The 25,956-nt window shown below is 41.4% G+C and carries 20 protein-coding genes, 1 pseudogene and 1 riboswitch; of the genes and pseudogenes, 11 read left to right on the forward strand and 10 right to left on the reverse strand.

The genetic code is table 11. The features are described 5' to 3' along the window. The first annotated feature begins 53 nt into the window (after window positions 1–53). On the forward strand, window positions 54–1,340 hold the full coding sequence (gene aroA / locus L3V77_RS06585; protein ID WP_275136289.1) for a 3-phosphoshikimate 1-carboxyvinyltransferase: 1,287 nt from the start codon (window positions 54–56) through the stop codon (window positions 1,338–1,340). A 121-nt stretch (window positions 1,341–1,461) separates the two neighbouring features. On the opposite strand, the gene L3V77_RS06590 is transcribed toward aroA, so the two are convergent. Then, window positions 1,462–1,707 (reverse strand): DUF2498 family protein, encoded by a 246-nt coding sequence (locus tag L3V77_RS06590; RefSeq protein WP_275136290.1) that lies wholly within the window; start codon window positions 1,705–1,707, stop codon window positions 1,462–1,464. A 369-nt stretch (window positions 1,708–2,076) separates the two neighbouring features. On the opposite strand from L3V77_RS06590, the gene topA reads away from it, so the two are divergent. The 3 genes from topA (at window position 2,077) to L3V77_RS06605 (ending at window position 7,436) form a co-directional block, all read left to right on the forward strand. After that, window positions 2,077–4,704, forward strand: coding sequence for a type I DNA topoisomerase (topA, locus tag L3V77_RS06595; RefSeq protein ID WP_275136708.1), 2,628 nt, complete (start codon window positions 2,077–2,079; stop codon window positions 4,702–4,704). 313 nt (window positions 4,705–5,017) lie between these two features. Further along, window positions 5,018–6,466: a glycogen synthase GlgA gene (gene glgA / locus L3V77_RS06600; protein WP_275136291.1), complete on the forward strand. Its 1,449-nt coding sequence runs from the start codon at window positions 5,018–5,020 to the stop codon at window positions 6,464–6,466. 172 nt (window positions 6,467–6,638) lie between these two features. Next, complete coding sequence (locus L3V77_RS06605) at window positions 6,639–7,436, forward strand: alpha/beta hydrolase (protein ID WP_275136292.1); 798 nt, start codon at window positions 6,639–6,641, stop codon at window positions 7,434–7,436. 17 nt (window positions 7,437–7,453) lie between these two features. Here L3V77_RS06605 and L3V77_RS06610 read toward each other — a convergent pair whose 3' ends face one another. From L3V77_RS06610 to torD, 5 genes are all read right to left on the reverse strand, one after another. After that, window positions 7,454–7,756, reverse strand: coding sequence for a DUF2007 domain-containing protein (locus L3V77_RS06610; protein WP_275136293.1), 303 nt, complete (start codon window positions 7,754–7,756; stop codon window positions 7,454–7,456). A gap of 3 nt (window positions 7,757–7,759) precedes the next feature. Beyond that, window positions 7,760–8,437, reverse strand: a complete 678-nt coding sequence (locus L3V77_RS06615; RefSeq protein ID WP_275136294.1) for a TVP38/TMEM64 family protein — start codon at window positions 8,435–8,437, stop codon at window positions 7,760–7,762. A gap of 135 nt (window positions 8,438–8,572) precedes the next feature. Further along, window positions 8,573–9,163, reverse strand: a complete 591-nt coding sequence (locus L3V77_RS06620) for a TfoX/Sxy family DNA transformation protein (protein ID WP_275136295.1) — start codon at window positions 9,161–9,163, stop codon at window positions 8,573–8,575. Between the two features lie 117 nt (window positions 9,164–9,280). Continuing rightward, window positions 9,281–9,383, reverse strand: a riboswitch (cyclic di-GMP riboswitch). A gap of 138 nt (window positions 9,384–9,521) precedes the next feature. Beyond that, window positions 9,522–10,541 (reverse strand): substrate-binding domain-containing protein, encoded by a 1,020-nt coding sequence (locus L3V77_RS06625; RefSeq protein ID WP_275136296.1) that lies wholly within the window; start codon window positions 10,539–10,541, stop codon window positions 9,522–9,524. A 248-nt stretch (window positions 10,542–10,789) separates the two neighbouring features. Continuing rightward, window positions 10,790–11,437, reverse strand: coding sequence for a molecular chaperone TorD (gene torD, locus L3V77_RS06630; protein WP_275136297.1), 648 nt, complete (start codon window positions 11,435–11,437; stop codon window positions 10,790–10,792). A 234-nt stretch (window positions 11,438–11,671) separates the two neighbouring features. Here torD and torR point away from each other — a divergent pair, with 234 nt between their 5' ends. Then, window positions 11,672–12,385 carry a two-component system response regulator TorR gene (torR, locus tag L3V77_RS06635; RefSeq protein ID WP_195702957.1) on the forward strand — a complete coding sequence of 238 codons (714 nt, stop codon included), beginning with the start codon at window positions 11,672–11,674 and terminating at the stop codon, window positions 12,383–12,385. 52 nt (window positions 12,386–12,437) lie between these two features. Here torR and elyC read toward each other — a convergent pair whose 3' ends face one another. Further along, window positions 12,438–13,238 (reverse strand): envelope biogenesis factor ElyC, encoded by an 801-nt coding sequence (gene elyC, locus L3V77_RS06640; RefSeq protein WP_275136298.1) that lies wholly within the window; start codon window positions 13,236–13,238, stop codon window positions 12,438–12,440. 145 nt (window positions 13,239–13,383) lie between these two features. Here elyC and L3V77_RS06645 point away from each other — a divergent pair. From L3V77_RS06645 to L3V77_RS06665, 5 genes and pseudogenes are all read left to right on the forward strand, one after another. Then, window positions 13,384–13,536 (forward strand): annotated as a pseudogene (locus tag L3V77_RS06645) (tRNA uridine 5-oxyacetic acid(34) methyltransferase CmoM); the annotation flags it as partial. A 62-nt stretch (window positions 13,537–13,598) separates the two neighbouring features. Then, window positions 13,599–14,936, forward strand: a complete 1,338-nt coding sequence (gene mukF / locus L3V77_RS06650) for a chromosome partition protein MukF (RefSeq protein ID WP_275136299.1) — start codon at window positions 13,599–13,601, stop codon at window positions 14,934–14,936. Beyond that, window positions 14,917–15,636, forward strand: coding sequence for a chromosome partition protein MukE (mukE, locus tag L3V77_RS06655; RefSeq protein WP_275136300.1), 720 nt, complete (start codon window positions 14,917–14,919; stop codon window positions 15,634–15,636). Before mukF ends, mukE begins: the two co-directional genes overlap by 20 nt. After that, a complete protein-coding gene (mukB, locus tag L3V77_RS06660) occupies window positions 15,633–20,093 on the forward strand; it encodes a chromosome partition protein MukB (RefSeq protein ID WP_275136301.1) in 4,461 nt (1,486 codons plus the stop codon). The genes mukE and mukB overlap by 4 nt, the downstream gene beginning before the upstream one ends. 373 nt (window positions 20,094–20,466) lie before the next feature. Further along, window positions 20,467–22,221, forward strand: a complete 1,755-nt coding sequence (locus L3V77_RS06665) for a hypothetical protein (protein ID WP_275136302.1) — start codon at window positions 20,467–20,469, stop codon at window positions 22,219–22,221. Window positions 22,222–22,275: 54 nt separating this feature from the next. On the opposite strand, the gene L3V77_RS06670 is transcribed toward L3V77_RS06665, so the two are convergent. Then, window positions 22,276–22,620 carry a YajD family HNH nuclease gene (locus L3V77_RS06670; RefSeq protein ID WP_275136303.1) on the reverse strand — a complete coding sequence of 115 codons (345 nt, stop codon included), beginning with the start codon at window positions 22,618–22,620 and terminating at the stop codon, window positions 22,276–22,278. A gap of 136 nt (window positions 22,621–22,756) precedes the next feature. Between L3V77_RS06670 and L3V77_RS06675 the strand changes: the two genes are divergently transcribed. Continuing rightward, a complete protein-coding gene (locus L3V77_RS06675; RefSeq protein WP_275136304.1) occupies window positions 22,757–24,604 on the forward strand; it encodes a M3 family metallopeptidase in 1,848 nt (615 codons plus the stop codon). A 124-nt stretch (window positions 24,605–24,728) separates the two neighbouring features. Here L3V77_RS06675 and L3V77_RS06680 read toward each other — a convergent pair whose 3' ends face one another. After that, window positions 24,729–25,571 (reverse strand): NAD-dependent epimerase/dehydratase family protein, encoded by an 843-nt coding sequence (locus tag L3V77_RS06680; RefSeq protein WP_275136305.1) that lies wholly within the window; start codon window positions 25,569–25,571, stop codon window positions 24,729–24,731. Between the two features lie 13 nt (window positions 25,572–25,584). Further along, entirely contained in the window at window positions 25,585–25,818 is a 234-nt protein-coding gene (locus tag L3V77_RS06685; protein ID WP_275136306.1) for a TIGR02647 family protein, read from the reverse strand. Window positions 25,819–25,956: the final 138 nt, after the last annotated feature.

A 25,956-nucleotide genomic window follows, 5' to 3' on the forward strand; every position in this document is an offset into this window, starting at 1 on the left:
TAAACAAATTTCGCTAGTCTGCTAACACGAAGAATTTATCGACAATCTATTCAATGGAATCCCTTACGCTACAACCTATTCATCAAGTAAATGGTGAAGTCAACCTCCCTGGTTCAAAAAGTGTCTCAAACCGAGCGTTGCTACTTGCTGCTCTTGCCAAAGGCACGACTTGTCTTACTAATCTGCTGGATAGTGATGATATCCGTCATATGCTCAATGCATTATCACTTTTGGGTGTGCAATATACACTTTCAGATGATAAAACGGTTTGTGAAGTAGAAGGCCTAGGACGGTCATTTCAAAGTAGCAGTGCATTAGAACTCTTTCTCGGTAATGCAGGAACCGCTATGCGTCCACTAGCCGCCGCTTTATGCTTAGGTGAAGGCGACTACGTATTAACTGGCGAACCTCGCATGAAAGAGCGTCCTATAGGACATTTAGTTAATGCATTACGTAGCGCTGGTGCTCAAATTGAGTATCTAGAAAATGAAAACTATCCCCCATTAAAAATCCAAGGAACTGGCTTAAAAGAAGGGAGCGTTTCAATTGATGGCTCAATATCAAGTCAATTCTTAACGGCTTTTTTGATGTCGGCTCCCCTTGCTGAAGGTGAAGTAACCATAAATATTGATGGTGAACTAGTTTCCAAGCCATATATCGATATTACGTTGCACATAATGAAGCAGTTTGGTGTTGATGTTATCAATAAAAATTACGCCCAATTTGTTATTCCTGCGGGGCAAAATTACATCTCACCCGACGAGTTTCTCGTTGAAGGGGATGCTTCCTCTGCTTCGTATTTCTTAGCCGCAGCGGCTATAAAAGGTGGTGAGATTAAGGTCACAGGTATAGGGAAGAACAGCATTCAAGGCGATATTAAATTTGCGGATGCGCTAGAGAAAATGGGTGCGGAAATAGAGTGGGGCGACGATTATGTTATCTCACGTGTTGGTGAGTTAAAAGCGATCGATATGGACTTTAACCACATTCCGGATGCGGCAATGACTATCGCGACAACCGCTCTATTTGCAAAAGGTACCACGGTTATTCGTAATGTTTATAACTGGCGAGTCAAGGAGACCGATCGCTTAGCCGCGATGGCGACAGAACTACGTAAAGTTGGTGCGGAAGTAGAGGAAGGTGAAGATTATATTACCATCACGCCGACCAATAAGCTCAACCATGCTGTAATCGATACCTACGATGATCATAGAATGGCAATGTGCTTTTCTCTCGTTGCATTAAGTGATACGCCAGTTACGATCAATGATCCTGCATGTACATCCAAAACGTTTCCGGACTATTTTAACAAGCTGAAAGGCCTTAGTAGGACACAGTAGATTGATGTATTGTTGCTGAACACTTGAGATTCCCATGAAAGCGGGAATCTCATACCATTTAAAGTGAGTAATGCGAGTTGTATACGCCAACGCGGTGGATATTTTCTCTCAAGTATATAGGTTATTGAAGCGTAAATTCTTTAGATAAGTTAATCGCGAGATATTTGAACATGTTGAAAACAGCAGTAGTATCCGCTGTTGGTAAGCCGTTTTCGTCTAGGAAATATTGGCCTTTAAAGACTAAAACGTCATCCTTTTCTATCACAGAATCTGCGTGCATTCCCTCTATATAGCCATCGCTATCTTGGATTATCTGGTTTGCAATCAATAGAAGATCAAATTCGGAAACAATTTTTTTATCGCTCATAATTATTTTGCCTAGGTAAAAATTGATTTTTTGACAGTTTATGCATTCAAAGATCAAAATCAACGCTTAAATTACCTTTAATCTTAGTTAAACCATAAAGAAACTGTGAGCTGCGACATAAATCCTTCGTTTTATAAGGGAAATAAATTTGTAGCTGATTACTATGTGCGTCGTCTAGTTTGGAGCGTCGAATTATTGTCTATAAGTCGACCAGATAGAATTAAAATGAAAAATATTTGTTGATCTTCTGGCGCTCTCGCTCAATAGTAAAAATAGAAACTTAAATTTTGGTATAGGTTTTGATAGTGAATATTAACGCTATCAATCGAATTATAGCCATCGCAATGATTGAGGATGTCAGAGTCTATTATGGGTAAATCACTTGTTATAGTGGAGTCACCTGCCAAGGCAAAAACCATCAACAAATATCTTGGTAAAGACTTTATTGTTAAGTCGAGTGTCGGTCATGTAAGAGACCTTCCTACGGCAGGCCAGAGTAGTGGCCAAAAAGCGGCGGCGATTTCGACGAAAGGTATGAGCCCGGAAGATAAAGCTCGTATTAAGAATGAGAAAGAGCGTAAATCACTAATTAAAAAAATGGGCATTGACCCATTTAATGACTGGGAAGCCAACTATCAAGTGCTACCTGGTAAAGAAAAAGTGGTAGCCGAATTACAGAAATTAGCGAAAGACGCAGATACCGTCTATCTCGCAACCGATTTAGACCGCGAAGGGGAAGCCATCGCTTGGCACCTTCGTGAGATCATCGGTGGCGATGAAAAGCGATATAAGCGAGTTGTTTTTAACGAAATCACTAAAAATGCAATCCAACAAGCTTTTGAAACTCCTGGCGAGTTAAGCATGGATGGCGTTAACGCACAGCAAGCGCGTCGCTTTATGGACCGTGTCGTTGGCTTTATGGTTTCTCCGCTACTTTGGAAAAAAGTGGCGAGAGGACTATCTGCTGGCCGTGTCCAATCCGTTGCTGTTAAGCTACTGGTAGAACGTGAACGCGAAATCAATGCGTTTATACCTGAAGAGTTTTGGGATATCCACGCGAATACCAAAACGGCAGATAAAACCGATTTCCGTTTGATGGTTGCACAAAGAAGCGGTTCAAATTTTAGGCCAAGTGCAGAAGCGGAAGCGATGTCTGCCGTTGCTACCCTTGATAACGCAAGTTATGAAGTGTGTAAACGTGAAGATAGACCCACTCAAAGCAAGCCATCGGCACCTTATATTACTTCAACGCTGCAACAAGCCGCGAGTACCCGTATGGGGTATGGAGTTAAGAAGACCATGATGTTAGCTCAGCGACTTTATGAAGCGGGCTATATCACCTATATGCGTACGGACTCTACCAATCTAAGCGCGGAAGCGGTAGAGACACTTCGTGGCTATATCTCGTCTGAGTTTGGTGATAAATATCTGCCAGATGCCGCCATTCGTTATGGGAGTAAAGCGGGTGCGCAAGAAGCGCACGAAGCTATTCGACCATCAAGCGTAGAAGTTAAGGCGGATGATCTGCAAGGTATGGAAGCAGATGCGGTCAAGCTTTACTCACTTATCTGGAATCAGTTTGTTTCTTGCCAGATGACACCAGCGAAATACGATTCTACTACCGTAAGTGTTAAGGCTGCTGAATTCACCCTAAAAGCGAAAGGTCGTATCCTTAAGTTTGATGGTTGGACTCGCGTTCAAAGACCAATGGGAAAAAATGAAGACCAAATATTACCGGCAGTTCAAGTCGGGGATAAATTGGATCTGCAAGACCTAGAACCTAAACAACACTTTACTAAACCGCCTGCGCGATTCACTGAAGCGGCGTTGGTTAAAGAGTTAGAAAAGCGTGGCATAGGCCGCCCATCTACTTACGCGTCGATTATATCTACGATTCAAGATCGTGGTTATGTGAAAGTGGCTCAGCGTCGTTTCTATGCTGAGAAGATGGGAGAGATTGTTACTGACCGTCTTGATGGCAGTTTTGATGACCTTATGAACTACGACTTTACCGCTCGTATGGAACAGAAACTTGATCAAGTTGCTGAGGGTGAGACGAATTGGAAAGGCGTATTAGATAACTTCTTTAGCGATTTTTCAAGCCATCTTAAGAAAGCGGAACTGGATGAAGACGATGGCGGTATGAAGCCCAACCACATCGTAGAGACAGATATTGAATGTCCGACCTGTAGCCGTACTATGGGAATTCGTACTGCGTCAACAGGTGTGTTCCTAGGTTGTTCTGGTTATGCACTGCCACCAAAAGAACGTTGTAAGACAACGATTAATTTGGGTGATGAAGAAGGCATTATTAATGTCTTGGAAGAAGACGTTGAAACGGCGGCTTTGCGAGCGAAGAAACGTTGCCCAATTTGTGAAACGGCAATGGACGCTTATTTGATCGATGATACGCGTAAGCTTCATGTTTGTGGTAATAATCCGAACTGCGAAGGCTATGTAATCGAAAAAGGGGAGTTTAAGCTGAAAGGCTATGATGGCCCTATTGTTGAGTGTGATAAATGTAGCTCTGATATGGTCCTCAAAAATGGTCGATTTGGTAAGTATATGGGTTGTACTAGCGAGGAGTGTAAGAATACTCGTAAGATCCTTAGGAATGGTGATGTCGCGCCCCCTAAAGAAGACCCAGTACATCTTCCAGAATTACCGTGTGAAAACTCAGATGCTTACTTTGTATTGCGTGATGGCGCTTCTGGCCTATTTATGGCAGCAAGTAATTTCCCTAAATCTCGTGAAACCCGTGCGCCACTGGTAGAGGAATTGGTTCTTTATAAAGATAGAATTTCGCCAAAATTCCAATATCTTACCACCGCACCTGTTGCTGACCCAGACGGACGTCCGACTGTTGTTCGATTCAGCCGTAAGGCGAAAGAAAACTATGTTCGTACCGAAGTGGATGGTAAACCTTCTGGATGGACGGGTTTATACATTGATGGTAAATGGGAAATCACAGATAAGCGGAAAAAATCGAAGGCATAAACTGTCTATTTGATACTAAGAGGCGGCCGAAAGGGCGCCTTTTTTATTGCCGATAAAATAGCAAATACTTGATATTAAGCGAGGTAAGTTTGTGATCAATATGGATGTCGGCCCCAATATGAGTATTGGCAAAATACCACCCCTTGTTTCTCGATCTTAGATTGTCCTATCGAACGTCCTATTATCAAGCCCAAATTGGATTTAAACGAGACTTCAATTCAGGGTTGTAGTATATCTAACGCGTAGAAATGCGATTTTCACGTGTGCGAATAAATCAATGTCATCGTAATTATTTATCTAAAGTGGTTTTAGAATGAAACAATTGAACATTTGGTATGTAGTCTCTGAAGCAGAAGGTTTGGTTAAGAGTGGTGGTTTAGCCGATGTGGCAAAAGCGTTGCCCAAGGCCCTCAAAACGCTTGGACATGATGTAGCTATAGTCATTCCTTGTTACAGCCTCCTGCCTGATTATGATAGCGCCGAGGTTGTTTTATCGACAGAATTAGAATGTTGGCCACGGATTGCCTACAAGGTAAAAAGAATGGACCTTGATGGAGTCCCTGTTTACGCCATTGATTGTCCACATTATTTTGACAGATCACAGCTCTATGCCGAAAATAATCAAGCCTATAGTGACAATGCGGAAAGATTTGCTTTTTTCTCTTCTGCTTCTTTGGACTGCTTACCCAAGTTGGGCATTCAACCCAATATAATACATTGCAATGATTGGCATACCGGTTTGGTGCCACTCTTGATTAAAACTCGATACGGACATGATCGCTATTTTAATAATGTGCGCAGCGTACTGACCGTACATAACGCGCTATTTCAAGGGGTCTACTCCTACAACGAACTGAACATTATTCCCGAGCTTAAACTTGATGGTATGGAGCACATTAGGTACAACCATCACCATGTGGGGTTACTTAGGGCGGGCCTAGCATTTGCAGACAAGATTAACGCAGTGAGTCCAAATTACGCCAAGGAGTTGTTAACGCCACTAGGTTCTCATGGGCTGCATATGGACTTTAATCAGCGGTCACAAGACTTGATTGGTATACTCAATGGTTGCGATTATGATACATGGAACCCAAGCACAGACCAATGTATTCCACTCCAGTACTGTTCGACCCTAGCAAGTTTAAAAAAAGGTAAGGCTGCAGCAAAAGAGTGTTTGCAACATGAAAACGGCCTTGAACATAGAAACGTAGCTATGTTTGGTATGGTGTGCCGTCTATCGCATCAAAAAGGATTTGATTATCTTCTTCCTATCTTAGAGTGTTTTTTGCGCAACGATGTTCAACTTGTATTTATGGGGACGGGCGATGCCAACATCGCCGCTCGATTAAGAGGGATATCAGACAAGTATCCAGATAAATTTGTTTTTATTCAACAATACAGTGAAAGGCTGGCTCATTTGATTGAGGCTGGATCCGATTTTTTTCTTATGCCGTCTGAATTTGAGGCATGTGGTTTGAACCAAATTTATAGCATGGCTTACGGTACATTACCTATTGTGCGTGAAGTTGGTGGATTGAAAGATACGGTAATTGATTGTGATGAAAACCCAGATAGTGCGACGGGGTTTGTATTTAAGCAACCAGATGCACAGACATTATTGGTAACAATGCAACGCGCATTGATTTTTTATCTCCAGTCTCCTAAACAGATGAAGCAGGTGCAGATTAGAGGCATGAAAAGCGACTTCAACTGGCGACATTCAGCTAAAGAGTACCTCAAGATGTATGCTTCCGCGTTTTGAGGATAATGCAAGATAGAGTGAATTCGGTGAACAGATATTCAACTTTAGTAGCAAATTAAATAAATTTATACAATTCCATGCAAATAACCGCTAATCTTATATTTAGCAGATGTGATAAGCTGAATAGCTTGTTAAAGTTTCCATAAACTAAACGGACTGTAAGTTACGCCCTATGTCAGAAGCACTTTTATTCCATAAGACCTACACACACCCCACCAGTTCGGAGTGGGTTGTTTTTGTGCATGGTGCTGGCGGCAGCTCTTCTATCTGGTTTAAGCAGATCAAGGCATATAAAGCGCATTTCAATTTGTTGCTTGTCGATTTAAGAGGACACGGTCGATCCAATAATTTATTGAAAGGCTTCATCACCAATCAGTATACATTTAAAGACGTCACGCTCGATATTTTGACAGTATTGGATCATCTTAAGATACAATCAGCTCACTTTGTTGGCATGTCTTTGGGTACTATCATTGTTCGAAATATTGCAGAGTTGGCCTCTGATAGAGTGAGGTCAATGGTGTTAGGTGGAGCGGTAACTCGTTTGAATATTCGTTCCCAAATATTGGTGAAGCTTGGCGACATAAGTAAACACATTGTTCCGTATATGTGGTTATATGGCCTGTTTGCCTATATAGTCATGCCGCAGAGAAGTCAGAAAGAATCACGCCATATATTCGTACGCGAAGCCAAAAAGCTCTGCCAAAAAGAGTTTAAACGCTGGGTTAGGCTCACCTCCGAGGTGAACCCTATGATGCGTTATTTCCGAGATAAAGATTTGGTCATTCCAACACTCTATTTAATGGGAGATAAAGACTATATGTTTATCACTCCAGTAAAAGAGATGGTCGCGAGACATAGTGAAAGTACACTACTTGAAATATTAGATTGTGGTCACGTATGTAACGTAGAAAAACCAGATGAATTTAACGCCAAATCGATAGATTTTATTCACCAACAAATAAAGTAACTGTCTACTCACGTTTGTTATTGATGACTGCAATTCCAACAAAGTCCAAATTGGCCTTCGTTTACTTCACCACATCCAGTACAAATCCAATCCACAAGATTTTCTTGCTGGTGCTGATAATCTGAGATCAACTGCTTTACGGTTTCAACTTTATTCGGCTGTAGCAACCACACATACGGGTCAGTATCTTCAGTTAGCGGCAGTTCACCTTTGAGGCCGAAGATACCTTCTCCGCGCACCTCTGCACGAATAGAGTGCTGTTGTAAAAGCCCACAGATAATATGAGCTTCGGTAGGATTGGATGCGCAAAACACTTTCATAGGTTAAACCGCGTCGTTTGGACGTAGTTTGGCCATAACCCATTTTGTAATCACTGGAAATAGACCTAACAGAACAAACGAAGCCAATACACTAGGAGATACAATACCAGAAAGGCTATCAATATTGGCTAATTGGGTACCGGCGTTTAGGTACACCATGGTACCTGGCAGCATGCCAAGTTGGCTTACTAGGTAAAACCTTACTGTTGATATAGGTGTTAGTCCCATCAACAAGTTGATAAGAAAGAAGGGAAATACAGGGATCAATCTTAATGAAAATAGATAGAATGCCCCATCTTTTTCAATGCCTTGATTTAAGGTATTAAGTTTTGTACCAAATTTAGTTTGTACCCAGTCTCTAAGCAGATATCGGCTGCTCAAAAAAGCTAACGTCGCCCCTATAGTGCTCGCAAATGATACGAGGAATATGCTGGTAACAAAACCAAACAATGCCGCTCCTAACAAGGTAACCACCGCTGCCCCAGGGATAGAAAAAGCCGTTACCGCAACATAAGTAAAGAAGTAGATTAAAGCCGCTGTCGCAAAGTTGTTCTCAATGTATTCAGCAAGTAGCGCTTGTTGCTGTTTGGCGTTTTCTAACGTGAAATACTGACCGAACTGAGTAGCAAGTATAATAATCGTAGCAACCAAGACTAGGCCAATAATAATTTTTTTGTTCATTTAGACAATTCCAATAAAATGATATTACTTATTATGACAGGCTAAGTTAGGAAAAACTTTCATATAGACGTAAAAAAACCGCTAAGCGTCGCTTAGCGGTTTTTTAATTATAGAAGTTACAAAAATGACGACGATTTATTGTAGTGAATCGATGAGTTCGCTTCTGCGTGCTTGAGAAATAACAGACCAATGCTCGCCATTTAAAGCGCCTTCAAGCGCCCACAGTAATTCGATATTAAGTTGGTCTTCTTGAGATGCCTGAATAGCTTTGAAAGCTTGTACAGAGCCCATCGTTCTCAATGCGGTAACCGAATTAATCCCCGCCTTTTTTAGCATGCGTTCTGTACCTAAACGAAGATTAGGCAGGTCTTTTAGGCGAGTGGGTTTTTCTTCCGCGTTCGATTCTTTCTCTTTATGAGCAGCTTTTAAAGCAAGCTCTGCTATTTTGAGTATCTGATCGCTATTATCCCAGTGTGAATTTGGGAGAGCAAAATACTTGGTAACAACAGGGAATCCACGTTTCTTGTATACATAAGGTTGGTAGTTTGCTTGCTTAAACTGTTTTTCAAGAGATTCGCAACAGCGAATATGAAGTGAATCATTAACGACGAGAGCAAACATGACGTCATCAACAAAGATGCCAAATCCGCCGAACATCGAGCGAGATTTTATCTTGCCAAATAATTCAAACAGTTTTAATGAGTTTTTAAGTACTGGTTTGTCCATTTTTATAAATCTCAGGTTAAAAATTGCATCAACCAATTCAGAACCGAGAAATTAACAAATATTTTAATTGAGATGTCAGAGGAAAGTTAGAACTCATGACTAATTTGTTAACCGGTCTTCGGTAACCCCGCTACCTTTTCAATTCTGCCAAATTGGCAAAATTAACGTGAGGCCGGAAGCTTTGCGTCCCAACTTTTCAATTGGTTTGCCCTGATCGTGACTCTATTAATATAGGTAAAGTTTGAACAAAGATCACCAATAGAATTTTCTAGTGTGATATTGGTCTCAATTATTTAGTGTAATTATGCATTTGTAGTCAATACTTAGTCAAGTCATGCTAAGTGTTTAAAATTAAACATTAATTTTTGATGTTTTTTACGCTTTCACGAACCATTAACTCCGGATGCATTTCGAAAATACGCCTTTCATGTTCTTTGTCTTTAATTCTGCTCAATAAGATTTCGAATGCGGTTTTGCCGACGCGTCGCTTCGGTTGATGAATTGTCGTTAATGGAGGTGAAAAATATTCTGCTAAATCAATGTTATCGTAACCGATAATAGAGATATCCTCAGGTATACGTATCCCATTCTGCTGAAGTCTACTCATCATGCCGAGGGCCATAGTGTCGTTAAAGCAGAAAATAGCAGTTGGTTTTTTATCCATAGCCAAAATTTTATCTGCTGTTTCGACGGCAGTATCACATTCAAAGTTGCCTTCAAACACGTTAGCTTCATTAAACGTAATGTTGCTTTCTGCCAACGCTCTTTTATACCCGTCGAGTCGCTCAATACACAGTGTCTTATCTAAATGGCCACTCAAGCAAACGATATCAGTATGACCGTTATCAATAAGAAACTTCGTCGCTAGGTAACCCCCTTCCTCGGAGTTATCGATGATCTTGTCTTTTGATTGCTCTGATAACGATTCACCTTGTCCCCAGTCCATGAATACTTTTGGAATGTCAGCGTGAGAGTCGAGCATCTGCTGAAGTTCATGGGTTAGGTCAGAACACATGACAAAAATACCGTCAACGCGTTTTTCTGCGAGCATGCGTATATAATCGCGTTGCTTTTCGTAGATACCACCAGTATTACAAAGCACGAGAGTATAGCCTTGGCGATAACAATAGCTCTCGACACCGTTAATCACTTCTGCAAGAAATGGGTTGGTGGATTGAGTAACGAGCATACCGATGGTTTTTGTGGTATTGCATTTTAGACTACGAGCAACGGCACTGGGGGCATAATTCAACTCTTTTACCGCTTCGTTAACCCTTTGTTGAGTTGTTTCTGCAACAAAGCGAGTTTTGTTAATAACGTGAGACACAGTGGTTGTGGATACACCGGCTATGCGGGCGACATCTTTAATCGTTGCCATTATGGTTGTCCTATTCTGCGAAGGCTGAGCTTTTAGTGCGTATTATATCATACAGACATTGAAAGCGATTTCGTCAGCTAATGTCGAGAAAGCACAAAAGCCGCTATTAAACATAGCGGCTATCAGTAATCTTTACTCGTAAGTATGGGAACAATTTTATAGGCAAATAGCTCTGTAAACAATGATAGAAATTTGGTATTAAGACCTAGTACTCAGATTTAATACTTAGTATCCACATTTACTAAGGCTTATTCGCCAGTCAAGTAGATGCAATCTAGTTGACAGAAGCTAACAAGTAGCTCAGTAATGCTGCCATAGAAACCAAAGTCATCTAATTTGGCACATTTTTCGCTAAACTGTGGGATCCAGCTCATCAAATAAGTTTCTATAAAATCTTTTTGTTCGATCAATGCATCGTTTATGTGCTGGAGTTTTTCTAACTCGTTGGAACGAATGATCATATTACCCAAAAAATCGAGTTCAATGGCAACGTGATCTGCGGGCTCGTTAAAGCTTTCCTTTACATCAATACCTTTGCTTTGCATCAACGCTTCCATCTCTCTAGCGGGTTTATCGTTGAGCAATTTCGCTTTACCAATGTACATAGATGCATAGGGAAGTGCACCAGCCGAATCAGTGGTTAAGAATAGTTCACAATAATCAGCGGCCAGCTCTAAATGCGCATCTTCTCTATCTTGTAAGCGGTTGAGAGCGTCGATGAGTTTGTTTACAGGTGCTTTTAAGTTTTCGTTCTCTCCCAGTCCGGTTAAAAAAGAACGGATTTCATGAGATTGATATGTTTCAATTTCTTCTGGTGTTAGTTCACGCGCAAACAGGCTTGAGAGCCACCAGTATATTTCAGCTCGTTTCTCGTTAAATGCTTTTGTCTCTTCCATCACGATATTTCCTAAACTAATGAGGTCTCTATTAGTGTAAGCAAAAAATGTGAATAGAACTAATCCAAAATATGAATAAATATGACAGGAAATGTAAGGAAATTAACCCAAAGTCAATAAGTTGCCTTTAATCAATAAAGTGACAAATTTTGCACGTTTTTCAAAACTATTGCTAGAATTGTTAATAGATATGAATAAGATGATTATCAATCAAACAAGATATAAGCGGCGATTATGAGCAGTCATGTATTAGTTGTAGAAGATGATGTTGTCACTAGAAGTAAACTTGTCGGTTACTTTCAAAAAGAAGGTTATCAAGTTAGTGAAGCAGAAGATGGTCAGCAAATGCGTGGGATACTCGCTGAAAAAGAGATTGATCTCATCATGTTAGATGTCAACCTTCCGGGCGAAGATGGACTTATGTTAACGAGAGAGCTGCGTAGCCAGTCTACTATCGGTATCATTCTGGTTACTGGTCGAACCGATAGCATTGATAAAATCGTAGGGCTCGAAATGGGAGCGGATGACTATGTGACCAAACCGTTTGAATTGAGAGAGCTTCTTGTTAGGGTCAAAAATCTTCTTTGGCGAATCTCGCTGGTAAATCAAATCCCAGAAGATAAAGAGCTTGTGGATATCTCTGGAAATACGGTTTATTTTGGTGATTGGGTATTTGATATTCAGCGTAGAGCCTTATGTAAAGATGGTGAACCAGTGAAGCTAACTAAAGCTGAATATGAATTATTGGTTGCGCTAACGACGCATACTAATAAGGTGCTGAGTCGCGAGAGAATACTGAGCCTAATTAGTCATCGAGTCGATGCACCCAACGACAGAACGATTGATGTGTTAATAAGACGTTTACGTTCGAAGATGGAATATGATCCTAAGAATCCTCAAATATTCGTAACGGTGCATGGAGAGGGTTACATGTTTGCCGGCGAGTAAAATAAACTGAATGATTAAAATGCAAAAAAGCCGAGGAATATCCTCGGCTTTTTTATTCTGGTTGGGTAACCTTCAATTCCGTTTCTTCCGTAGTGAGAAGTGTATCTCGTACGTATGTCCACCAAAGGCCTAATTGTTCATGCCAATAGCGTTCAGTTTGCTCTAGATAGGCTGATTGGGGTGTGTATTTTTGCCAATATTGTTCAATATTCGATTGAGCCAAATAGTTAGTTGGTGCCGGCGTTGGATTCAGACCCGCGGAATTAAATTCCATAAGCGCTCTTTTCATATGGCTCGCAGAGGTGACCAAGACCAGTTTGCTTTGATTTACAAAAGCGGCGGCTTGCCTTGCCTCTTCCCACGTATCTTTTGCGGTTTCGAGAAGAATAATATCGGGTTTTGCGACACCAAGTGCTAACGCGACTCGTGCCATCATTTTTGCATGGCTGAATTCAGTACCTCCGGCGTAACCAGACAGTATTAATTTTGACCCTGGATACATTCGGATAATTCGAATCCCTTCAGTTAATCGCATCAACGCGGTCCGACTTAGTTCTGAAGTCGGCGGAATTTGATCATCTACAACATGGCCAGCGCCTAATACCATCACATAATCGATGTTTTCATCCACTGGTAAAAAAGCGGTAATCTCTCTTTCCATTGGCATCAATAGACGAGTAGAAATAGGTTGGAAAGAAACGAGAAAAATGCCAGCCAACGATAAAAACACAAATAGTACGCCAAACTTGTGTCTCTGGGTAAACATAATAAATAGCAAACCGATGAACCCGATAATTAATAGAGCGGGTAAGGGCATTGCTAGAGAAGAAACTATCTTTTTCAGCTCAAACATACTTAATTAGTCCGAAAAACCATCACTTAGAAGTAAAAAAGCAGCATACCCCTTTATTCTTATTATTCCTATGACAGAATAGCTGGCTCATTTAAAAAATGATGTTCCAATCATAAAAATGGAAAGTATTGAGTGTGAAAATGATGGCATAGCGCAAATATCTCAACGGTTAGCGGGGCTACGCCATCGATTCTTATTGTGTGATATCTCTTCAGAGATGTACAACTTAGGGAAGCAAGACATTGTCAAAAACGGCTTACTTGGACACTATTCGTTAATTCATTCTCCGGTTCAAAATAGATAAGAGAAGGCGAAATAGTTTGTCTACACATTTAAGCGTAACAATTAATAGGAACAACGATGAGTGAAATAACTCAAGCGCTTTCACAGCAGCCGATAGAAGAATTGGTTAGTTGGGTGAAAAAACATGACTTCTCATTGAATCTCTCTAGCGAACGGCTGGCATTTCTGATCTCAATCGCCGTTTTAGGGGATACAAAATTTGATGATGAGTTGGGTGAAGGAGAGTTGCATGATGCGTTCAAGATCGTCACTCAGTTATTTGAGAGTACCGGTGACGCAACCAGTTTCAGGGCAAACAACGCGATAAATGAATTAGTGACTCAAAAGCTAATCAGCCGTTTCACCAGTGAAAGTACGGATGGCTCAAGTATCTATAGGCTCTCATCTTTAGCCGTTGGTATTACAGATTATTACCTCAGGCATCGTCAGTTTTCAGAGCTTAAGCTCTCTATTCAGTTAGCGATGGTTTCCGATGAGATGGAGAAAGCGATGTCGGCCGCTCTTGAAGGTGGTGATATCGCCTATTGGCACAAGAAAGTGTATGGGGTACTGAAATACTCGGTTGGCGAAATATTCGATCAAATAGATCTAAATCAACGGGTAATGGATGATCAGCAACAAGAAGTTAAGCAGCAAATCGCTGAGTTATTAAATAAAGATTGGCAGGAAGCCATCAGTAATTGTGAATCACTACTGTCCGCCACCTCGAATACATTGCGAGAGTTACAAGACACGTTACAAACCGTAGGCGATGAGCTGCAAACTCGAATTCTTGATATTCAAGAGCAAATACGCGGTGAAGAAGCGTTAGAGTTCGTGGACCAAATTTTGTTTAGTTTGCAGGTAAAACTAGACCGAATTGTAAGTTGGGGTCAACAGGCGATCGACCTCTGGATAGGGTACGACAGGCATGTGCACAAGTTTATTCGCACGGCAATAGACATGGATAAAAACCGGGCATTCAGCCAAAGGCTTCGCGAATCAGTTAAGGGCTACTTTGATGCGCCTTGGTACCTCACTTATGCTGATGCAGAAAAACTGACCGATCTTCGAGATGAAGCAATGGTTTTAAGGGACGATGAGGTCACAGGTCATCTTCCCATGGAAGTTGAATACGAAGAGCTGCAACAAGTGAACGACGAGTTAACTACGCAGGTAACGTCGATGTTGGCGTTACATAAAGAGCAGGGTAAGGCGATAGAGCTTGGTTCGGTGTTGAAAAATTATCTCGCACAACACCCGCAAACTCATCATTTTGATCTCGCTCGAATTGTGATTGATCAAGCCGTTAGGCTTGGATATTCCGAATCTGACTATCAGGCTATTCAGCCAGATTGGCAATCTATTAACGATTTTGGCGCAAAGGTACAAGCAAATGTCATCAATAAATACTGACGAATATATGCCAGACAAACTGGTAAAGGCGATAGCCAATCCACTGTTTCCGGCTTTAGACAGCATGCTAAGAGCAGGCCGACACATATCAACCGATGATATGGATAATCACGCACTACTTTCTGACTTTGAAACGGAATTAGCGCTGTTTTATCAAAGATATAATACTGAACTGGTTAAGGCACCAGAAGGATTTTTCTATTTGCGACCGCGCTCAACGGCTTTGATCGGTCGCAGTGTCCTGTCAGAACTCGACATGCTCGTGGGGAAGGTGCTTTGTTTTCTTTACCTTAGCCCTGAGCGTTTGGCCCATGAAGGTATTTTCACTAATCAGGAATTATATGAAGAGTTGCTAGCATTAGCGGATGAGCAGAAATTAATGCGTATCGTTACTCACCGCTCTACAGGATCGGATCTTGATAAAGAGAAGTTATTTGAGAAAGTGAGAACCTCGTTAAGACGTTTAAAGCGGCTTGGTATGGTTATCGCGATAGGAGAGGATGGAAAATTTCGCATCAGTGAGGCGGTGTTCCGTTTTGGAGCTGATGTTCGTTTAGGGGACGAATTGAAAGAAGCTCAATTGAGATTGATACGTGATGGAGAGGCGGTGATAGCTCAACAATTCGGTAACGAACCCTCAGAAATCCAACGACAGAATGATAACCATGAACGCGGCGAAGAAATAGAGGACGAAGCATGATTGAAAGAGGTAAATATCAATCACTCACGATGATTAACTGGAATGGTTTTTTTGCTCGTACTTTTGATATCGATGATTTGGTTACAACACTATCTGGTGGTAACGGCGCAGGGAAATCGACGGCTATGGCGGCATTCATTACCGCACTTATACCCGATCAAACCTTGTTGCATTTCAGAAACACCACCGAGGCAGGTAGCTCTCAAGCGTCAAGAGACAAAGGGTTATTCGGTAAGTTACAACCTGGAGTCTGCTATGCGGCATTGGATGTCATTAATTCAAGAAAGCAACGCGTCCTTTTTGGCGTTAGGTTGCAACAAGTCGCCGGCCGAGACAAAAAAGTTGATATTAAACCGTTTGTTATTCAAGGGCTGCCAAGCCAAATGAAACCGACTGACGTGTTGATTGAAGCGTTATCTAACAATAGTGCTCGCGTCAGAAATATCAACGAACTTAAACAAGTGGTTGGTGAGACAGAAGGAGTCTTGTTTAAGGGGTTCAATTCAGTCGCCGATTATCATTCGCAGATGTTTGAGTTTGGAGTGTTGCCGAAAAAACTGAGAAACAGTAGTGACCGTTCAAAATTCTACCGGTTGATTGAAGCTTCCCTATACGGGGGGATCTCTAGTGCGATCACGCGTTCGTTAAGGGATTATTTATTGCCACAAAATGGCGGGGTTAAAAAAGCGTTTCAAGATATGGAATCGGCGCTGCGTGAAAACCGAATCACACTCGATGCAATTAAAGCGACGCAGATTGACCGGGACTTATTTAAGCATCTGCTCACTGAGTCCACTAATTATGTTGCCTCTGACTACATGCGTCATACGAACGATCGAAAAAATCGACTCGATAAAGCGCTTTCACTGCGTAGTGAGCTGTTCAGTTCACGGCGTCAACTAACAGAGCAGCATCAACTGCTCAATTCTATTCAAAAAGAGTTAGAACGCCTAACAGAGCAGGAACTCGCTCTTGAATTAGACCACCAAGCCGCATCCGATCATCTTCAATTAGTCCAGAATGCATTGAGACAGAAAGAGAAAATTGAACGTTACATCGATGACTTAGCCGCGTTAAACGAGCGGTTAGAAGAACAGATGATGGTGGTGGAAGAGTCGCAAGAATGCGTTTTGCATCACGATGAACAAGCGACATTAGCAGAGCAAGAAGTCGATAGTTTACAGATGCAGTTGGCAGACTACCAGCAAGCACTCGATGTGCAACAAACACGTGCGTTGCAATATCAACAAGCAGTGGAGTCTTTGCAACAAGCGCGCGTGGTATTCAAAGACCCAACGCTTTGTCTTGAAGATATTACGCCTTTATCAGCAAAGCTTAAGCAGCAAGAACAAGAGCAGACGCAAACTTTGTTGGCGCTTAAACATAAATTCGATATTTCGTCGGCAGCGGCTGAACAGTTTGAAGAGGGTTTAAGTTTGGTGCAAAGCATTTATGTTGATGCAGAGAGACCGAACGTATTGGAGTATGCAAAACAAGCGATAACGACACTAAAAGATGGGGAGTTATTGCTGGCGAATGAGTCGCAGTGGAAGTCTCAATTTAAGGAGATCGAGCGCGAACTCAACCAACAGAAGCAAGCATTAGATCTCGCCGAGAGATATAAGAACACCAGTCAGTTCGACCTCAATGACGAGAGTGATGTAAGTCAAGAATATCTGCATCATCAGGCATTGATTGAGGAGATAGAGCGTTCAGTAGAGCTTGGCCGAGACCAACGAATTCAGCTTACTCAACAGGTACAAAGCTTTCAGTTAGCCTTAAAGCAACTAGAAGCTCGCGCTCCCGCATGGATAGAGGCAAACAATGCGCTTGAACAGCTGGGTACACAGACTGAAGAGCCGTTGAATAGCCGCCAAGCGGTTATGTCTCATATGCAAAGAGTGTTGGAATCAGAAAAGCAGACTAACCAAGAGAAAGAGCGATTAGCTATACGTCGGGATCAGCTAAATCAGCAAATAGAACAGCTTGCCTCATCGGGGGGAGCAAACGACGCACGATTAAAAGACGTTGCTGTAACTTTGGGCGGTGTCCTGCTATCAGAAATATATGACGACATTACTCTGGAGGATGCGCCGTATTTTAGTGCCATGTATGGCCCAGCCCGTCATGCTGTTGTTGTTTCAGATTTGAGTGGTGTGAAAGAAAAACTGAATCAAATGACTGACTGCCCAGAAGATGTTTATGTCATAGAGGGCAATGTTGACGCGTTTGATGACAGTACATTCGACGCAAGTGAGTTGGAAGGTGCTGTGTGCGTTCAATACAATGAAAGGCAATTACGGTATTCTCGTTTTCCACAGATACCTCTATTTGGCCGAGCGGCACGCGAGCAAAGGCTAGATATCTTGCGTAAAGAGCGAGACGACGTTCTTGAATTGCACTCTATAGCGGCGTTTGATTCGCAAAAAATCCTACGTTTGTACCAAAGATTTAGCCAGTTTGTGTCGATTTATATTCAAGATGCGTTTGAGACGGACCCTGAAAAAGAGATGCAAAAGATTAGGGCTAGGCTAGCAGAGACTCAGCGTGAGTTAAGCGGCGTAGAGTCGGCGACTAAGCAACAGCAGTCTCGGTTGCTCCTAAGTAAACAAGCGATTAATTTACTGGATAAAATCCTGCCTGTTATCGGTTATTTAGCTGACGATTCAACCATAGAGGACAGACGTTCAGAGGTGGCGCGACAATTGGATAACGTGTCGGAAAGTAAGGTATTTATTCGCCGACATAAATCCAGTATCAACGTGCTTGAAGGGTATCTTTCGGCATTGGCGAATGACCCCGAACAGTCTGTCTCAATTGAATTGGAATACAAGCAGGTTGATCAAAACCTACAAGCATTGAAACGTAATCAATTTGCTCTAGCCGATCTAAAAGAGCGCCGCACCTATTTCGCTTACAAAGATTCTGTCTCAATGTTAGCTAAAAGCAGTGAGCTAAGTGAACAGCTAAAACAGAAACTGCTTGAAGCTGAGTCGCTCCGAGTAAGTTATAGGGCGTCGCTAAAGCTGGCAAATCATGAATTTAATCAGACAAATCAGATATTAGTATCACTTAAAAGCGCTTACCAAGCCAAATCTGAGACCGTTCAAGAATTTAAAGACGAGTTGCAAGAATTCGGAGTTAGCACTTCTGAAGGCTCAGAAGATCGTGCTCGTAGCCGTAAAGAATCGCTGTTCGATCAACTGCATTCTAGCCGAAACCGCCGGAGTGAGCATTCGCGTACTATTACCGCGACTGAATTAGAAATGAAATCGGTAGCACAAACGCTGAAACGTTCAGAAAAAGAATATAAAGAGATTCGAAATATCGCAGTATTGGCGAAATCAAGTTGGTGTGAGGTGCTACGCCTTGCGAAACAACATGACGTAGAAAGACGTCTCTATCGCCGTGAACTCGCATATTTAAGTGCAAGGGAACTGCGTTCCATGTCCGACAAGTCTTTGGGAGCACTTCGTTTAGCGGTTGCTGATAATGAGGAGCTTCGTGACACATTAAGGGCCTCGGAAGAAAATGCGTACCCTGAACGCAAAGTGCTGTTTTACATTGCTGTTTATCAGCACCTCAAACAGCGTATCCGACAAGATATTATTCGCACTGATGACCCGGTCGAAGCGATAGAAGAGATGGAAGTCGAGTTAGCAAGATTGAGTGAGGAGCTGACGTTACGTGAAAATCGTTTAGCGATCAGTTCCGATTCTGCAGCATCGATAATCAAGAAAACAATCCAACGAGAACAAAACCGTATTCGACTGCTAAACCAAGGTTTATCGAATATTAACTTTGGTCAGGTGAAGGGAGTTCGCTTGAACGTCAATATTCGTGAAAGTCACGAGACACTTTTAAAAGGATTGGCTCATCAACAGGATACGCACAGAGACCTATTTGAAACCTCTCGTTTTACCTTTTCAGAAGCGATGGCTAAGTTGTTTCATCGTGTGAACCCGCATATCGATATGGGGCAGCGCTCTCCTCAAATATTGGGAGAAGAGCTACTCGATTATCGCAACTACCTCGAACTAAACGTGGAAGTGAATCGAGGAACAGATGGTTGGTTACAAGCCGAATCGGGTGCGCTTTCTACTGGTGAAGCAATCGGAACTGGTCAGTCGATATTGTTGATGGTGGTTCAAAGCTGGGAAGAAGAGTCTCGTCGATTGCGTAGCAAAGATATCGTACCATGCCGTTTACTCTTCTTAGATGAAGCCGCTCGACTAGACAGCAAATCGATTAATACATTATTTGAGCTATGTGATCGCTTAGATATGCAGTTACTTATCGCAGCACCGGAGAATATCAGTCCTGAGCAAGGGACGACTTATAAACTCGTTCGAAAGATATTCAAAGACCACGAACATGTGCATGTTGTAGGACTGAAAGGGTTTAGTAAGAAGAATGACCTCAACCAAGATGTGCAAGGAAAATTATTGGAAAATTAGTTCGCACAAATAAATTGTACAAAAGAACGAATCTCAAATAATGAGATTCGTTCTTTTCTCCCCAATCAATCAATTCAACGAGTAAATATAAACATAGTTAATAACCTGTAACGCCCTTAACCGTAAAAATAATATTAGGCATTATCAAATAAATATTTTTATAGTTTTGCTATGTTGTAATTCCTCAGACTAATTAGAATCAACCCTATTGTAGGGTGAAGTTTTTACTTGGTATTTATTTATAACCTTGTCTGAAAATCAACGACACGACGATTATATTTTAACCTGCTATTTATGGTTATATTAATTATTCGTTCGGCTCCAGTCTGCATACATATTAACCCTGTTTAGTGTTTATTGTTGGAGCCTTATTATGAGCGGCGGAATTAAATGTTTTTTGTGTAGTATTATTATTTTATTAGGAGGGTGTAATGACGGTGATGTCATCGTTGATGATGATATCGCGGGTGAAGTGGACACAGGTGTAGGTGAAACGGAAAATGACAGTGACGATCTGGTTGTTCCCGACCCGAGTGTTTCGTATCTGATCCCTTCAGAATCTATTCTACGAACTGAATTGATCGCGCGCGAGCTAAGAGATGGCATGGACTTAGATGATGTATCGGTTTCTTATGATAACAATTTTCAGTTTCTGCTATCTAATAACACACCCCGGACGCTTGTTCATCCTGTGGTGCAAATGGGTGACGTGTTTTATACCATTGAAAAAACGGTTGAGGCATTTTCAACTATTACCGTAAGAAGTCCCGTATCTATTAGCGATGCGGCAATATTATTTTATGAAGAGACCCCTTTTTTTAGAGTGAAAATCAATTCATTTAATACCAATACGAATGATGATACAACATTAGATGCAACCGCAGTTCAGATAGAAAGTTTTACTAAAGAGATCGTTGGTTACCGGGTGGTCAATAACTATTTTTCTTATGTAAATCATGCTACTACTTTCTTACTGAAGAGAGCTGGGTTATTACCTGCGTTATCAACGAAAGAGAATAGAATTTCAAATAAGAGTTATGATTGTGGTTTCGACCATTCAACGCCAATGTTACGCTATTCGGATAGTGACTCAGCGACAGAAAAACTGTTCAGTTTACTAAATCATAAGCCTAACTCACATTATGAGGCTCGTTATGTTGATGGGTTAGTTTATGGGATGGCGACGGTCGGAAATGGTTGGCTAAGTGTGGTTGATAAAGTGCTATATAAAAAAGGGCAGATTACGCCCAATGACATTTATTTACATGAGAAACATCATAATCATGGTTTTAATCATAGTGGTGGAATGACCTACGGTTGGCCAGATAAATCGGAAGCCTATATTAGGAAGGCCGACTACTCTTTTTTTGAAAACCCAGGGCTACTTGCTACGCCGTTGGTGACAAAACAGAACGCTCGATTATTACCTGATGGTACTGTACAAATTGATATTCGCTGGTTTCATAAAGACAAAGATAAAGAACAAACGCTCAATAATTTCTTATTTATTAGTGGAAACAAAATGGTCATTAATGAAATAGGATATGTAAATCAAGATGGTTCGACAACATCCGTTGATTTTGATAACCAATTTGATAACCAGTTGATTACAATTTCAGAAGATAAAATTCATATTAAAACCACACATTTCGATGAGATTAATAGCCTTGAAATGCCTATTGGTTTGTATATAAACGCTAGTCGTCCGTTGGAATCGAAATATGAATTACTAATGTTGGCAGGTGATGATGACAAAGTTCATGGTAATTTGAAAATCGACCTATCTTTTCTTGGGGTTGAAGATGAAGATGGTAAACGTGTAGTGTTTATTGAAAGAGAAGGTCAAAAAACAGAAGAAGGAAAATACGTTGATGAGGAACAGTTGTATTTACCTGAGGAAGCGAAATTATACTGTGAGAGTAAAGGGCTTGAATTAGGAATTCTTGATGCATATAAAAGCTCGGCATTAATGAGTTTTCAACATAAGTATTTGCCTTATAGCTCAATGGTTGGAATCTCTCCAGAGAAGGGCACTCCAGTTGCGATATTAAGTACGTCAAGTTACAAACCAAATGCGAGTAACTACACAGATAAAGGCTCTCTCATCGTTTGTGCAAAACCAGATTAAACGTAGTGACGCAATAAAAAGCCAATCGCAATCATAGGGTTGGCTTTTTATTTGTTATTTTTTCATTAACTTAGCAAGATCAGCAAACGGGTTGTGTGTTGCACTTTCGTGCTCATCTTGTCCTGGTTTAATCTCAGTACCATATTGGTCATGGTCGGTATATTTCGAATGCTCATGATCATGACAGTAAATACACAGTAACTCCCAATTGCTACCGTCATTAGGGTTATTGGTATGATCATGGTCTTTGTGGTGGACCGTTAGCTCCCGCAGATTTGAATATACAAACTCGCGAGCACAATTTCCGCATACCCATGGATACATTTTCAATGCTCTATCGCGGTAATCACTTTCTTTGCGAGCATATGCTGCGCTACTACCATATAAATCTGACGCCATGTGAACTCCTAACTTTTTGCCACCTAAAAATCTGCCTTAGCGTAACACAATACGAGCCAAATATATAAAAGCAAAAAGCGCATTTAGACGATGCATGCTAATATAAAAAGCGTGTATCTATTAATGAAAAAATATCATGACAGCAACCAGTTACCTCAATAAATTGAATCAAGAATATCTTGCTATCCATAAAGAGAAAGAAGACTTTTTTTGGGAAACGTACATGGGAATCAGCGATGACCATGAAGGATCGACAAAAGCGCAAACTCAATGGACTCAATACCTAAGTAATCCACTGAAGATTAATGAGTTAAAAGCACAAATAGACGTAGCCAATAGTATAAAAGACCCTGAAGAAAAACGACAAACCATCGTTGGTCTGTCTGGATGGCTTGCAATGTTTCAGGCGCATTGTATCGAGTCGCGAGAAGCGCAACAATTAAAAGATAAATTGATTCAATTTGAAGCTGATCTATTTGAGAAAAAACAGAACCATATTATGCATTACACCGATGAGAAAGGTGTGAGACTTGAAGGTTCGCTCCCGACGATAGGGGCAGTCATTCGTACTCATGATAATGAGAAAGTAAGAGAGTCGGCGCATAATGCTCTTCTCGACTTAGAGCAATGGTTACTCGAAAATGGGCTTTTGGAATTGGTGAAACTGAGAAACCAGTTTGCTCGTTCATTGGGATACAAGACATTTTTTGACTATTCGATTGAGAAAACAGAACAAATGACCACGGTGCAACTGTTTTCTATTTTAGATGATTTCGAAGAGCAAACTCAGAAAGGCCATTTAGGCAGCTTAACAAATCTAGTTAATGAGAAAGGTGTTCAAGCCCTATCAGCGCATAACTTTGTGTTCTCTTTTGCTGGTGACGCGATGAGAGACCTAGATCAGTACGTTCCTTTTTCTCAATCTCTGCGACGTTGGATTGAATCGTTCGGTCGCTTAAATATTGATTATTCTGGCGCGGAGCTTACGCTTGATTTGTTGGATAGAAAGGGCAAGTATCCAAATGGTTTCTGTCATGGTCCTATTCCTTCGTTTTATGACCAAGGAGATTGGGTAGCGGCAAAGGTTAATTTTACGAGTAACGCTAAGCCAGACCAAATGGGCAGTGGGTACGATGGTATCAATACGCTTTTCCATGAAGGCGGCCATGCCGCGCATTTTGCCAATGTAAAAATGAATGCACCTTGTTTTTCTCAAGAATTTGCACCTACCTCAATGGCCTATGCTGAAACACAATCGATGTTTTGTGATAGCCTACTCACAGATGGAGATTGGTTAAAACAGTATGCACGAAATGCAAATGGTGAGTCGGTTACTCAAGAAGTTATAAAGGGCATGATAGATAGTAAGCAACCATTCAAGGCCTACGAAGAACGAAGTATTTTGGTGGTGCCTTATTTTGAACGGGATTTATATCTATTAAGTGATGATGAATTGTCGCCAGAGCAGGTGACTAAGCTAGCGCGTAAATCTGAGAAAAAGATACTTGGTTTAGAATGCAGTCCTAGGCCACTTATGGCAATTCCGCACCTTCTTTCTGATGAGTCAGCTTGTGCCTATCAAGGTTATTTACTGGCACATATGGCGGTCTATCAAACGCGGGCGTATTTTACGGAAAAATTTGGCTATTTAACCGATAATCCTAACATCGGTCCGTTAATGGCGAAGCATTATTGGGCGGCAGGAAACAGTGTCTCTCACACACAATCGATACAAGCTTTAACAGGGGAAGGCTTCAATGCGAAATATCTCGCTGATGAGTGTAACTTGACTTCGGATGAAGCCTGGCGAATAGAGCAAGATAAAATAGCTGCTCTTGCATCGCGTAAACGCACGGCGATAACCCCCCTCAATGCGAAGATAAAGATTGTCGATGGGTCAACAATACTAGCATTGAATGAACGGTCGGATGACGCGATGTGCGAAGCGTTTGAGGAGTATATAGAGCAGGTGTACAGCAATTGAATATTACCGGTTGCCGTCTTCAATTTGTCTAGTTGAACGGTTATCCCTCTGAGAATAACCATTAACATTGGAATATCGTCCCCACTTTGGTGGGGACGATATTGAAAGCGATAAACTCACCAACTTAACAGTGGCTTAAGCCATCGACAACCTTCTCATATTGAAACTGAAAACCTAATTGGACAATTTTCTCTGCACTGATTCTTTTTGCAGGTATGTTGTTCAATTCAGGCATCTGCAATTCTTCGTCGCTGTTGAGTATCGCTTGTTTGTAAAACTCGTATTTTGTCACGGTATTAGGCGATGTAATATTAACGACTTGATTGGTGATATTGCTTAAGCTAAATATCACCGCATTGATGACGTCTTCTAAGTGCACCATATTGACGGGTGCGACGTTACTAATACTGGTCATTTTACTGACAAAGCGAGCGGGGTGACGATTTGGGCCGAATAATCCCGAGCATCGCAATATCACATAGTCTATCCCTGAATCGATTAACGATTGCTCGGCAGTCAGCATGGTGCATGCATTCTCAGAGAATAGGTCATTATTTTCTGCTAATGACAAATAGGCGTCATGTTCAAACATCGTTTGGTTAGCATTAGAGTAAGCCGATGTGGAGCTGATCATAACGATTTTCTTCACTCCGGCTTTTAACGCGCTATTAACCAAGGCCTGCCATCGATTGACATACGCTTTTCCTTGACCTTTTTTGAATCCAGGAGGGAAAGCGCCGACAAGGGTTTGTACGTTACGAGATTGCAATTGGTTTATGATCAGTGGGTTTGCTACCGAGCATTCAGAATCTAAGTTCAGCGCAAAGCAGGGAAGGGATAATTTTTCCAGTTCTTTGAGCCTTTCTGATGTAGTCCTTGTGCCGAAAACGGATTGTCCTTCAGAATGTAGACGTTGTGTTAGCGGAAGGCCAAGCCAACCTGCTCCAACGATAGCAATGTTAGTCATCAACCGCTCTCAATTACACGGAAAGGATACGCAATACTTTGTCAGCATGCTCAGCCACTTCAATACCTTCGTTCGTCAAATAACCACCGTCTGACATGGTACATAGATTTTTGGTATATAAACGTTTCACTGCTGCTTGTAGTTCTTCTGATGCGTCATTGTGAACTTTGATACCTTTTGCTGCGCTGCTTATATCGAACTGAAGAAGTAGATTAAGTTCGGTGATGTTTTCTTCTGTATATTTCATGTTTAATTCCTTAACAATTTATCTTTATCTGCCATCAACATTAAATTGCATTGCGCTTCGGAACAAGAATCTGTGCAAAGAACTGTTAGCTATGATGGAAATGGTTAGTTTTAGAGCAATATACAGCGTTATTGTAGG

The organism is Vibrio sp. DW001, from assembly GCF_029016285.1.
In the GTDB taxonomy this organism is placed as follows: domain Bacteria; phylum Pseudomonadota; class Gammaproteobacteria; order Enterobacterales; family Vibrionaceae; genus Vibrio.